The sequence below is a fragment of the Streptomyces sp. NPDC017095 genome (assembly GCF_044332325.1).
Lineage (GTDB): Bacteria > Actinomycetota > Actinomycetes > Streptomycetales > Streptomycetaceae > Streptomyces.
On the sequence record NZ_JBIROU010000012.1, the window covers coordinates 213,506 to 225,251 of the forward strand.

The window sequence follows — 11,746 nt, forward strand, 5'->3', positions numbered from 1 at the left end:
GCGTACCCCACCCGCGCCACCGCGCCGCGCCACGAACCCCGGCCGCCCCGGCAACGCCCGCGCCCGGCCCGTCGTACAGCCCGGCGGCACGTCCGCCAGACCCGACCGCGGCCGGCCCACCCGGCACCGGGTGCACGCCACCCCAGCCTCCGCCCCGCACGCGACCCGGCGGCCCCGGCCGGCCCCTGTGGGGGCCGCCCGCGCCCGGCGCCGTGGATGGCGCGGCCGCGGAGCCGCGCTTACCGTGCACAGTGGGTGCCGAGGCCGGGAAGCGGCCGGGCGAGACCTCCGTGACGTCCTGTCCGGCCGGCAGGACGTCCGCTCCGGTGCCGTGACGTCCTGTCTGGGTGATGCGATGAAACCTTCCGCCGGCCGGCCGGCCGCACCGGCCCGGCTCGTCATCGAGTCCTCCGTAGTCGAGGGACTGCCCGCCGAGGGCGCCCTGCTGCTGCGCATGACCGGCAGCCTGGACGCCCACGGCGCCGAGATCTGGGCGGAGGAACTCCGCGGCCACCTGGCCCGGGCCGACCGCGCCGGACTGCGCCCCGTCCTCGACATGGCCCATGTGCAGCTCGGCGGCGCCGCAGTGCTGCGCACGCTCAGCGAGACGACCCGGGTGCGCACCGGACGCCCGGACCTGGTCATCGTCCGCGCCCGGCCCGGGGTGCGCGAGGCGGTGCACCTGGCCCGGCTGACCGGCGTCCAGCTGTACGCCACCCTGGACGAGGCGCTGCGCGCGCTGGCCCGCGCCGCCTCCCGGGTGGAGGAACTGCCCGCCTGGCGGTCCCAGCTCGCCGACCCGGTCCGCCCCTCGTACGAGGACCTGCACAAGGAGGTCCGCGCGCTGCGCGCCCGGGTGCGCAGCGCCCCGCTGATCGGCATGGCGCAGGGCGTGCTCATGGTCCGCTACGGGCTGCCGGACTCCGGCAGCGCCTTCCGGGCGCTGCGCGAGGCGTCACAGCGGTTCAACGTGCCCCTGCGCGTCCTGGTCTCGGCCGTGGTCGTGGCCCGGGCCCCGAGCGGCGAGGTGTGGTTTCCGGGCCGCAGGCCCCTGCCCATGCCGCAGCTGCGCGTCCTCGCCCGCGGCGGCCGGGACCCGCGCTGCCGCCGCCGGATGATCGACACCGTGCTGCACGAGGCGCTGGCCATCGGCCGGGCGCCCGGCGGCTATGTGCAGCTGGTCGACCCGGCGGTGAACGCCCTGGTGCCGGAGACCCACCACGGCTGCGCGGAGACGCTTCTCGACCACCTCGCGCGCGGCCGGGGCGAGGGCACCGCCGACGCGGCGGCCCGCACCCGGGGCCGCCAGGTGAGCGTCCCCGACGTCGCCACGGACGCGCTGCTCTCCGACGAGTGCCGGTACGTGCTGCTGGCCGGCGGCGCCCGCGCCCTGCACAGCGTCCCGGTGCTCTCCTCGGCCGGTTCGTGCGCGGGCGTGATCGGCCTGCACTGGCCCGACGCCGGCCACCGGCCCACCGCCGCGCAGACCGAGGCGCTCGCCCTGCTGGCCGCGGACACCTCGGTCTGGCTGAGCTGGTACCACCGCTCGGTGCTGCTGGACGCCCTCGAACACCTCCACGGGGCGCTGACGCCCACCGGCTGAACACCTCCGCCGACCGCGCGGCCCGCGCCGCCCCGGAGCCGGTCCGCACGCCTCGCAGCAGTGGTCCCGTAACAGCGACCCGGCCGTTCATGATCCGCGCGCCACCACGTCCCGTCCGGCCGCCCCGGGAAGCCGCCCGGCAGGTCCGGCCGCCGTGCGCGGGCGCTACGCTCCGGAGTATGCGGATCTCCGTCTCCTCCGACATGGACGAACCCGTCGCCCGCCTGCTCGTCGCGGAGCTGCGCCGCCGTGGTCACGACGTCCGGGAGCACGGCGCGCTGCGGCCCGGGGCCGACGCGCGCTGGGCGGTCTGTTCGGAGGCCGCCGCCCGGGAGGTGGCCGACGGCGCGGCCGACCAGGCGGTGGTGTGCTGCTGGACCGGCACCGGCGCGTCCATCGCGGCCAACAAGGTGCCGGGCGTCCGGGCGGCGCTGTGCGCGGACGCCGCCACGGCGGACGGCGCGCGCCGCTGGAACGACGCCAACGTCCTGGCGCTCAGCCTCAGGCTGACCTCGGAACCGCTGCTGCGGGAGATCCTCGACGCCTGGTTCGCGGCCGAGCCCAGCCAGGACCCGGAGGACCGGGACAACATGACCCGCGTCGCCCGCCTGGACGCCGCCCGCGACGGCTCCTGAAGACCCGGTCCGGGCCAGAAATCATCCGGGCCGGGCGAGACCACCCGGTCCGGGCCGCAGCGGCTCAGTGGGCGCCGAGACCGCCGCCGCCGAACGAGCCGCTGGAGCCCTTGCTCCAGCGCGGGCGGTCCTTCGAGTCACTCGGCCGGGTGTCCATGTTGGACAGTTCGTACGGGGTGAGCGGGCGCTCTCCCTTGGCGATCCGGGGCACCTCCGCGGACTCCCTGTTCTCGCGGACCTCGTGCACCGGCCCGCCCGGCGGCATCGTGGGCTGTTCGTCGGGGCGGGGGCGCGGCAGCTCCCTGGACCTGACGCGGGAGGTCATCCAGAAGCCGCCCCCGAGCAGCGCGAGCAGGGCCACGGCCACGACGAACAGGACCAGGCTCATCAGACCGCTCGCCGCGGCGAGTTGCATCGAAGCTATGTTCATGAAAGACGAATACCCCCATAGAGAGGTATGAATCGAACAAAGCGGACATCAGGGATGAGGGGTGGAGGGTTTGCGGCCGCCCGCCCCGGCTACCCGCCCCCTGTGACATCGCCGACTTCCCAGCAGCTGTACCGGTTCCTAGAGGACCGCTTCACCTGTGCCCAGGCGTGTACGGAGTGCGCCCGGGCCTGCGCCGTGCGGGCGAGCCTGGTCGACCCGGACGGCACCGAGGGCCAGGAGCGCGTGCGCCGGCTGGGCATCATGTGCGCCGAGGCGTGCGACGCCACCTGCCGGGTGCTGTGCGAGGAGAACCAGCAGGACGAGGAGGGCATCCGGGTCCGGGTGGACTGGTGCCGCTCCGTCTGTCTGGAGTGCGCCCTCGCCTTCGACCGGCTCCCCGGCGCCGAGTCGGCCGCGGCCACCTGCCGCGCCTGTGCCGACGCCTGCGCGGGCTTCCTCGAAGTGCTCCAGTAGGTGCTACGGGCCCCTGGCAGTCCGCCGCGCCCCGTGGGTCATACTGCGCACATGGCGGACCCCGGGCTGTTCACCCCCGACTCGGTGACCTGGCAGCTGCACGGCGACCCCATGATGTGGGTCGCCGGCGTGCGCGCGCTGTACCTCCAGGCCCTGCATCCCCGTGCCGTCCGCGGCGTGCTCCAGAACTCCGACTTCCGGCGGGACGCGTGGGGGCGGCTGATGCGGACCGCGGACTTCGTCGGGACGACGACGTACGGCACCACGCGGGCGGCCGAGCAGGCCGGTGCCCGGGTGCGCCGGATCCACGCCGCGCTGACGGCGGCCGACCCGGACACCGGGGAGCGCTACCGCCTCGACGAGCCCGCGCTGCTGCTCTGGGTGCACTGCGCGGAGATCGGCTCCTATCTGCACGTCCTGCGCCGCTCGGGCGTGCCGCTGACCGACGCCCAGGCCGACCGGTATCTGGCCGAGCACCGGACGAGCGCCCGGCTCGTGGGGCTCGACCCGCGGGCCGTGCCGGCGAACCGCGCCGAACTGGCCGCCTACTTCGAGAAGGTACGCCCGGACCTCGCCGCCGGCCCCGAGGCCCGCGAAGTGGACGCCTTCCTGCGCCGCCCGCCCGTCCACCCGCTCCTCGTCCCGGCGCGCGAGCTGCTGTGGCGGCACGTGGCCCGGCTGGCCTACGCCTCCCTGCCGCCGTACGCCCACGAGCTGTACGGCCGGCCGGCCCCGCCGCCCGCCGCCGTCACCCGCGCCCTGCGCGCCACGGGCGCCGTACTGCGCGCGATACCCGCCCGGGTGCGCTGGCAGCTCCCGCCGAAGCACATCCTGCGCGCGATGGCCCGCCTCGGCCCGCACGCGCGTCCGGCACCGGGCGGAGCGAGGCGGTGACCTGGCCGGAACCCCGCCCCTGGCCGTCGTGAACGGCCGCGTGCTACGAAGAACCATGCCCGCGAACGAGACAGGCCGCGCCTACGACGCCGTGATCGTCGGCGGCGGCCACAACGGCCTGGTCGCCGCCGCCTACCTGGCCCGGGCCGGCCGCTCCGTGCTGGTGCTGGAGCGGCTGGACCACACCGGCGGCGCGGCCGTCTCCACCCGCCCGTTCGCCGGGATCGACGCCCGGCTGTCCCGGTACTCCTACCTGGTCAGCCTGCTCCCGCCGAAGATCGTGCGCGATCTCGGGCTGGACTTCCGGGTCCGCGCCCGCACCATCTCCTCGTACACCCCCGCCGAGCGCGCCGGACGGCCCACGGGCCTGCTCGTCGGCGGCGGCGAGCAGCGCACCCGGGAGGCGTTCGCCCGGCTGACCGGCGGCGACGGCGAGTACGCGGCCTGGAAGCGGTTCTACGGCATGACGCGCCACGTCGCCCAGCGCGTCTTCCCCACGCTCACCGAACCGCTGCCCACCCGTGACGCGCTGCGCCGCCGCGTCGGTGACGAGACCGCCTGGCGAGCCCTGTTCGAGGAGCCGCTCGGCGTCGTCGTGGAGAAGACGTTCGCCGACGACCTGGTCCGGGGCGTCGTCCTCACCGACGCGCTCATCGGCACGTTCGCCGACGCCCACGACCCGGACCTCGCCCAGAACCGCTGCTTCCTCTACCACGTCATCGGCGGCGGCACCGGAGCCTGGGACGTGCCCGTCGGCGGCATGGGCGCGCTCACCGACGCGCTCGCGGCGGCGGCCCGTTCGGCGGGGGCGCGTCTGGCCACCGGGCACGAGGTGACCCGGATCGACACCGACGGGCGCCACGCCGAGATCACCTACCGCACGGCCGACGGCGAGGGCACCGCCGCCGCCCGGCACGTCCTGGTCAACGCCTCCCCGCACGAACTGGCCGCCCTCACCGGCGCCGCGCCGCCCGAGCCCGCCGAAGGCGCCCAGCTCAAGGTCAACATGCTGCTCACCCGGCTGCCCCGGCTGCGCGACCTGGGCACCGACCCCCGCGAGGCCTTCGCCGGCACCTTCCACGTCGCCGAGGGCTACCGGCAACTGGCCACCGCGCACGCCCAGGCCGCCGCCGGCCGGCTCCCCGGGTCCCCGCCGTCGGAGATCTACTGCCACTCCCTGACCGACCCCACCGTCCTCGGCCCCGACCTCGCCCGGCGCGGCTACCAGACGCTCACCCTGTTCGGCCTGCACACCCCGGCCCGCCTCTTCGACCGGGACAACGACGCCGCCCGCGAGGAACTGCTGGCCGCCACCCTCGCCGAACTCGACACCCACCTCGCCGAACCCCTCGCCGACTGCCTGGCCACCGACGCCGACGGCCGCCCCTGCATCGAGGCGAGGACCCCGCTGGACCTCGAACGGGACCTGCGCCTCCCGGGCGGCAACATCTTCCACCGCCCCCTGTCCTGGCCCTACGCCCAGCCGGACACCGGTCGCTGGGGCGTGGAGACCGCCCACCCCAACGTCCTGCTGTGCGGCGCGGGCGCGGCACGCGGCGGCGGGGTGAGCGGGGTACCGGGCCACAACGCGGCGATGGCGGTCCTGGAACGGGACTGAACCCGCTTGGCCGCTCCCTCTCGATCCGCACTGTTCCCGGGCGTTGACAGGACGTCACCCCCCTCTCATCATGGGAGCGCTCCCACCGTCGGGTTCCGGCCGCCCGGCCCGCACACGCACCACCGCAGGCGTCCCATGCCCACGCGCACCACCGCACGCGTCCCACGCTCCGCCTTTCCGTGTCCGGCGCGGAACGTCCCGCCGCCGCGCCGTCACACCGCCCGTCCGGCGGTACCGTCCGGCACCCGCCGCGCCGCCGGGCCCACGAGGGAGGACTCGCATGCCACCACTGCCCAGAACCGGCCGGCCGGCCGGTGCCCGGGGGCTCCGGCCCCTCGTACGGGGCGCGACCGTGCTGGCCGCCGCGCTCGCCCTGCTGCCCCCGCTGGCCGGCGCCGCCCCCGCCGCACCCCAGCGGGCGGCGGCCGCCGCGGACGTCGCCGTCCAGGTCAACGCCCAGGCGGCACTGGGCCGGCTGTCCGGCACCGCCCGCGGCGTCAACACCGCCATCTGGGACGCGCACATGAACGATCCCGAGGTCGCCCGCCTGATGAAGGCGGCCGACGTCGGCACGATGCGCTACCCCGGCGGTTCCTACGCCGACATCTACCACTGGGAGACCCACACGGCGCCCGGGGGATACGTCGCCCCGGGCACCGGCTTCGACTCCTTCATGGGCACCGTCCGCGCCACCGGGGCACAGCCGATCCTGATCGCCAACTACGGCTCGGGCACGCCCGAGGAGGCGGCCGGCTGGGTCAGGTACGCGAACATCACCAAGAACTACGGCGCGAAGTACTGGGAGATCGGCAACGAGATCTACGGCAACGGCCATTACGGCAGCGGCTGGGAGCACGACGAGCACGCGGACAAGAGCCCGCAGGAGTACGCCCGTCAGGTCCGCGCCTACGCCAAGGCGATGAAGGCCGTCGACCCCACCGTCAAGATCGGCGCGGTCCTCACCGCTCCGGGCGAGTGGCCGGACGGCGTGGTCGGCGAGGGCGACGCCGGCGACTGGAACCACACCGTGCTCTCCCAGGTGACCGACGTCGTCGACTTCGTGAGCGTGCACTGGTACGCGGGCGGATCCGACACCACCGCCGAGGACGCCACGGCCCGGCTGGCTAGGCTGCCCGGTGAACTGCGCGAGGTGCGCAGCCAGCTCGACCGGTACGCGGGCCCCGACTCACCGCGCATCGGCATCGCCCTCACCGAGATCAACACCAACACCGGCGGCGCCCGGCTCACCGCCCGCCCCAACGGCCTGTTCGCCGCCGACGCGTTCATGACGGCACTGGAGAACGGCGTGTTCACCGTGGACTGGTGGGACACCCACAACGGCGCCGGCCAGATCACGACCGTCGACGGCGAGACCGACTACGGCGACATGGGCATGCTCTCCAGCGGTGCCTGCACCGGTGACGTCTGCGAACCCGCGCCGAACACACCGTTCCACCCCTACTACGGCATGAAGATGACCAGCGAACTGGGCACCGCGGGCGACACCATGGTCGCCGCCGAATCCTCCGCGCAGGACGTCTCGGCACACGCCGTACTCCGCCGCGACGGGCGCCTGAGCGTCCTGCTCGTCAACAAGAACCCGGACGCCGCCCGGACCGTGGACCTCGGCTACACGGGCTTCACCCCGTCCGCCGCCGCACCCCGGGTCAGCCGCTACGCCCGCGGCGACAGCGACATCACCGAGGTCACCGGCGGGACAGCGTCCGCCTCCCGGGTCACCGTGGAGCCCTACGGGCTGCTCACCGTCACCCTCACCCCGCAGGCCGGCACCGGACCCGGCGCCTCGGCCGCCGCGACCCCGGGCACACCCCGGCTGGAGGCCGTGACCGACACCACCGCACGCCTGTCCTGGGACGGCGCGACGGGCGCCGCCCGCTATCTGGTCCAGGAGCGCGACGGCACGCACACCCGCCTGACCGGGGAGACCACCGGCACGTCCGTCACCCTGCGGAACCTGCCCCCGGGCAGCACCCACACGGTCAACGTGCTCGCGGCCGACACCTCGGGCCGGCTCTCCGCCCCGTCCGTTCCGCTGACCTTCACCACCGGCACCCCGCCCAACGCCGCCTGCGCGGTGACCTACCACCGCGACACCGGCTGGGGCAACGGCTTCGTGGCCACGGTCACCGTCCGCAACCTCGCGGACACCCCGATCACCGGCTGGACCGTCGACTGGGACTGGCCGACCGCCGGTCAGTCGGTGTCCTCCGGCTGGAACGCCACGTTCCACCAGAGCGGCACACACGTGCGGGTGACCGCCCCCGACGGCGCCGGCCCGCTGGCCCCGGACGGCGGCTCGACCGCGTCCTTCGGGTTCGTCGGCGCCAACGACGGACCCAACCCCGATCCGACGGTCTTCCGTCTCAACGGCACCGTCTGCTCGGGCGGCTGACCACCGGCCCGCCCGGAACCGGACCGGATGCCGGCCGCCCGCCGTGCTCAGTCGGCCGAGAGCTGCCAGCCCGCGGACGTGATCCGCGCCGTGTCCGCCGGGCGGGCGCCGTCGAAGAGCACCGCGCCGGCCGACTCGACGCGCAGCGCGTCCACGTACGCGCCCCGGCCGACGTACAGCGCGTCGGTGGTGTAGCGCCAGCGCAGCACCAGGCGGCCGGCCGGCAGCGGCGCGGTCACCCGGTGCCAGACCCGGCCCGACCAGCCGGTGACCGTGCCCGCCGGGTGCTCCTCGGGGTCCGCGCCGTGCCGGCTGGTGGTGAAGGGGACCGGCCGCCAGGTGGTGCCGCCGTCCGTCGAGCACTCCAGGGACACCGGGTCGGACCCCGGCTCGGTGTCCCACCACAGGGCGCAGCGCAGCCGGGCCGGACCCGGGGCGGTGTCCAGCGCCGGGAGCGTGAGCGTCGCGGCCGTGCCGCCCGCCATCCCGGAGAACCAGGCGGTACGGCCCCGGGCCGGACGCACCGGCACCGCGCGGGCGAGCCGGTTCGCGGTGGCGACCCGGGGCGCGGAGCCGGAACGCCAGGTCCGCACCGGGTGCACGGAGTTGCCGAGCACGATCAGGAAGGAGTCGGTCGTGGGGTCGAGCACGAGCGAGGTGCCGGTGAAACCCGTGTGGCCGGCCGTGCGCGGGGTGGCCATCGCGCCCATGTACCAGTGCTGGTACAGCTCGAAGCCGAGGCCGTGCTCGTCGCCGGGGAAAGCCGTGTTGAAGTCGGTGAACATCAGGTCCACCGACTCGGGCCGCAGGATGCGCGTCCGGCCGTAGGAGCCGCCGTTGAGCAGCGTCCGGCCGAGGACCGCGAGGTCCCAGGCGCAGGAGAACACGCCCGCGTGACCCGCGACGCCGCCCAGGCCGTAGGCGTTCTCGTCGTGCACCTCGCCCCACACCAGGCCGCGGTCGAGCCCGGACCAGGGCGGGCGCGCGTCCTCGGTGGCCGCGATCCGCCGCTTCCAGGAGGCGGGCGGGTTGTAGCGGGTGCTGTCCAGGCCGAGCGGGCCGGTGATCTCGTCGCGCAGCAGTACGTCCAGCGCGCGTCCGGTGATCCGCTCCAGGACGAGTTGCAGGGTGATCAGGTTCAGGTCCGAGTACAGATAGGCGGTGCCGGGCGGGTGCAGCGGCGGCTCGTTCCAGATCCGTTCCAGCTTCCCCTCGTACGACGGCTCCTCGTACAGCGGCAGCCAGGAGCGCAGGCCCGAGGTGTGGGTGAGGAGCTGACGGACGGTCACCTCGCCCTTGCCGGCGCGTCCGAAGTCCGGGAGGTACGAGGCGACGGTCCCGCCGAGGTCCAGGGCGCCCCGCTCGATCTGCTGCACGGCCAGGAGCGAGGTGAACAGTTTCGAGACGGAGGCCAGGTCGAACACCGTGTCACGGGTCGTCGGGAGCTGCCGGTCGGGCGGGAACTCCACACCGCTGTCGGTCTTCTCGTCGTACGCCGCGTAGCGCACCGCCGTGCCGATCGGCTCGTGCAGGGCCACGGTGCCGCCGCGCCCGGCGAGCAGGACGGCGCCCGCGTACCAGGGGTGCCGCGGGGACGGGCCGAGGAACGCCTCGGCGTCCGCGACGAGTTGCCGCAGGTGGGCCGGGAGCAGTCCGGCGCGCTCGGGCGAGCCGTGGCGCAGGGTGGGGCGGCGGTCCGAGGCGGCCGCGGCGGCTGGATGCGCGGGGAGGGCGCCGAGCGCGAACGCGCCGCCCGCGGCCAGGGAGCCCGCGACGAGCCGGCGCCGGCTCGGCCCGCCCCCTCGTCCGCCTGCCAGGTCGTCCGTCATGGTGCGGCCTCCCGCCTGAAAGTATCTTTCGGGACTTGCCCTGCCGGTGAAACTTTCCTGTCGGACGGGGAGCGTGTCAACGGGGCGCGGGCCGGGGACGCTTCCGGACAAGGCCGTGGTCTTCGGGCACGCCCGGCGGGTGCCGCGCACCCGGGTGGCGGGCCGTCACGCGCGGCCGGGGGCATCGGTCACGGGTTCCGGCCCGCCGCCCGGCCGGCGGGCGACGCCGGGATGCTTGACCGGTCCGGCCGGCGGGCCGAGGATCGGCACTCATGAGCCAGGGACACGGCAGCACGGTCGACGGGGTGCTGCGGCGCAGCGCCCGCCGCACCCCGGCGCGCGTCGCGGTGGAGTACCGCGAACGCGCCTGGACGTACGCGGAACTGGACGACGCCGTCTCCCGGGCGGCCACCCTGCTGCTCGCCGAGGGCCTCACGCCCGGCGACCGGGTCGCCGTCTACGGCCGCAACTCCGACGCCTGTCTGATCGCCTTCCTCGCCTGCGCCCGCGCGGGCCTGGTCCACGTGCCGGTCAACCACGGCCTCGTCGGTGCCGACCTGGCCTATCTGCTCGGCCAGTCGGGCAGCTCCCTGGTCCTCGCCGACCCGGACCTCGCCGGACGGCTCCCGGACGGCGCACGGACACTGCCGCTGCGCGACACCGGCGACAGCCTGCTCGCCCGGCTGCCGCGGGCCACGCCGTACGACGGCCCCGAGCCCCGCGGCGAGGACCTGGCGCAACTGCTCTACACCTCCGGTACGACCGCTCTGCCCAAGGGCGCGATGATGACGCACCGGGCGCTGGTGCACGCGTACCTGAGCGCGATCACGGCGCTCGACCTGAGCGCGGGCGACCGCCCCGCGCACTCCCTGCCGCTCTACCACTCCGCGCAACTGCACGTCTTCCTGCTGCCCGGCCTGGCGGTCGGCGCCACCAACCTGATCCTCGACGCGCCCGACGGCGACCTGCTGTTCGACCTGATCGAAGCGGGCCGCGTGGACAGCCTGTTCGCGCCGCCGACGGTCTGGATCGCCCTGGCGGGCCGCCCCGACTTCCCCACCCGGGACCTGTCCGGGCTGCGCAAGGCCTACTACGGCGCGTCGGTGATGCCGGTCCCGGTGCTGCGGCGGCTGCGCGAGCGCCTGCCCGGACTCGCCTTCTACAACTGCTTCGGGCAGAGCGAGATCGGCCCGCTGGCCACGGTCCTCGGTCCGGAGGAGCACGAGGGGCGGCCGGACTCCTGCGGGCGTCCCGTCCTGTTCGTCGAGGCCCGGGTGGTGGACGAGAGCGGCGCGGAGGTGCCCGCCGGCACGCCCGGTGAGATCGTCTACCGCTCACCGCAGTTGTGCGAGGGCTACTGGGACAGGCCCGAGGAGACCGCCGAGGCCTTCCGGGGCGGCTGGTTCCACTCCGGCGACCTCGCGGTGCGGGACGCCGAGGGCTACTTCACGATCGTGGACCGGGTGAAGGACGTCATCAACACCGGCGGCGTGCTGGTGGCCTCGCGCCAGGTCGAGGACGCCCTCTACACCCATGAGGCGGTCGCCGAGGCCGCCGTGATCGGTCTGCCCGACGAGCGGTGGATCGAGGCCGTCACGGCGGTCGTCGTCCCGCGCGGCGAGGTGACGGAGGAGCAGCTCATCGCACACGTGAAGGACAGCATCGCCCCGTTCAAGGCACCCAAACGGGTCCTGTTCGTCGGCGAGCTGCCCCGCAACGCCAGCGGGAAGATCCTCAAACGCGAGCTGCGCACCCGGTTCGGCGGCTAACCGCGCCCGGTCCGCCGGCCGGGTGCGTGTGGTCCGGCGGCTAGCCGCGCCCGTCCGCCGCCTGGGCGCGTGCGATTCACC

The 11,746-nt window shown here is 75.1% G+C and carries 9 protein-coding genes; 7 read left to right on the forward strand and 2 right to left on the reverse strand.

Annotated features, from left to right (window positions below):
* Positions 1-355 precede the first annotated feature (355 nt).
* The gene (locus ACH4OA_RS24400) at positions 356-1,603 is read left to right on the forward strand and encodes an ANTAR domain-containing protein (protein ID WP_397970855.1); all 1,248 of its coding nucleotides are present in this window, start codon (positions 356-358) and stop codon (positions 1,601-1,603) included.
* Between the two features lie 179 nt (positions 1,604-1,782).
* Complete coding sequence (locus ACH4OA_RS24405; RefSeq protein ID WP_397937471.1) at positions 1,783-2,238, forward strand: RpiB/LacA/LacB family sugar-phosphate isomerase; 456 nt, start codon at positions 1,783-1,785, stop codon at positions 2,236-2,238.
* Positions 2,239-2,302: 64 nt separating this feature from the next.
* Here the strand turns inward: ACH4OA_RS24405 and ACH4OA_RS24410 are convergent, their stop codons facing one another.
* On the reverse strand, positions 2,303-2,668 hold the full coding sequence (locus ACH4OA_RS24410; protein WP_365877611.1) for a DUF6479 family protein: 366 nt from the start codon (positions 2,666-2,668) through the stop codon (positions 2,303-2,305).
* A 102-nt stretch (positions 2,669-2,770) separates the two neighbouring features.
* On the opposite strand from ACH4OA_RS24410, the gene ACH4OA_RS24415 reads away from it, so the two are divergent.
* From ACH4OA_RS24415 to ACH4OA_RS24430, 4 genes are all read left to right on the forward strand, one after another.
* A complete protein-coding gene (locus tag ACH4OA_RS24415) occupies positions 2,771-3,142 on the forward strand; it encodes a ferredoxin (RefSeq protein WP_365877613.1) in 372 nt (123 codons plus the stop codon).
* Positions 3,143-3,193: 51 nt separating this feature from the next.
* Positions 3,194-4,036 carry an oxygenase MpaB family protein gene (locus tag ACH4OA_RS24420; RefSeq protein ID WP_397970857.1) on the forward strand — a complete coding sequence of 281 codons (843 nt, stop codon included), beginning with the start codon at positions 3,194-3,196 and terminating at the stop codon, positions 4,034-4,036.
* Between the two features lie 55 nt (positions 4,037-4,091).
* Positions 4,092-5,654, forward strand: coding sequence for a phytoene desaturase family protein (locus tag ACH4OA_RS24425; RefSeq protein ID WP_397970860.1), 1,563 nt, complete (start codon positions 4,092-4,094; stop codon positions 5,652-5,654).
* A gap of 280 nt (positions 5,655-5,934) precedes the next feature.
* Complete coding sequence (locus ACH4OA_RS24430; protein ID WP_397970863.1) at positions 5,935-8,067, forward strand: cellulose binding domain-containing protein; 2,133 nt, start codon at positions 5,935-5,937, stop codon at positions 8,065-8,067.
* A 47-nt stretch (positions 8,068-8,114) separates the two neighbouring features.
* On the opposite strand, the gene ACH4OA_RS24435 is transcribed toward ACH4OA_RS24430, so the two are convergent.
* Complete coding sequence (locus ACH4OA_RS24435; protein WP_397970866.1) at positions 8,115-9,896, reverse strand: serine hydrolase; 1,782 nt, start codon at positions 9,894-9,896, stop codon at positions 8,115-8,117.
* Positions 9,897-10,168: 272 nt separating this feature from the next.
* Between ACH4OA_RS24435 and ACH4OA_RS24440 the strand changes: the two genes are divergently transcribed.
* Positions 10,169-11,665, forward strand: a complete 1,497-nt coding sequence (locus tag ACH4OA_RS24440) for an acyl-CoA synthetase (protein WP_397970868.1) — start codon at positions 10,169-10,171, stop codon at positions 11,663-11,665.
* The last annotated feature ends 81 nt before the right edge of the window (positions 11,666-11,746 follow it).

What these genes read in the sequence shown, in the direction of transcription:
- ACH4OA_RS24410 (WP_365877611.1), bottom strand. Translation starts at nt 2,668, where the DNA reads ATGAACATAGCTTCGATGCAACTCGCCGCGGCGAGCGGTCTGATGAGC.
- ACH4OA_RS24440 (WP_397970868.1), top strand. Translation starts at nt 10,169, where the DNA reads ATGAGCCAGGGACACGGCAGCACGGTCGACGGGGTGCTGCGGCGCAGC.
- ACH4OA_RS24400 (WP_397970855.1), top strand. Translation starts at nt 356, where the DNA reads ATGAAACCTTCCGCCGGCCGGCCGGCCGCACCGGCCCGGCTCGTCATC.
- ACH4OA_RS24420 (WP_397970857.1), top strand. Translation starts at nt 3,194, where the DNA reads ATGGCGGACCCCGGGCTGTTCACCCCCGACTCGGTGACCTGGCAGCTG.
- ACH4OA_RS24430 (WP_397970863.1), top strand. Translation starts at nt 5,935, where the DNA reads ATGCCACCACTGCCCAGAACCGGCCGGCCGGCCGGTGCCCGGGGGCTC.
- ACH4OA_RS24405 (WP_397937471.1), top strand. Translation starts at nt 1,783, where the DNA reads ATGCGGATCTCCGTCTCCTCCGACATGGACGAACCCGTCGCCCGCCTG.
- ACH4OA_RS24435 (WP_397970866.1), bottom strand. Translation starts at nt 9,896, where the DNA reads ATGACGGACGACCTGGCAGGCGGACGAGGGGGCGGGCCGAGCCGGCGC.
- ACH4OA_RS24425 (WP_397970860.1), top strand. Translation starts at nt 4,092, where the DNA reads ATGCCCGCGAACGAGACAGGCCGCGCCTACGACGCCGTGATCGTCGGC.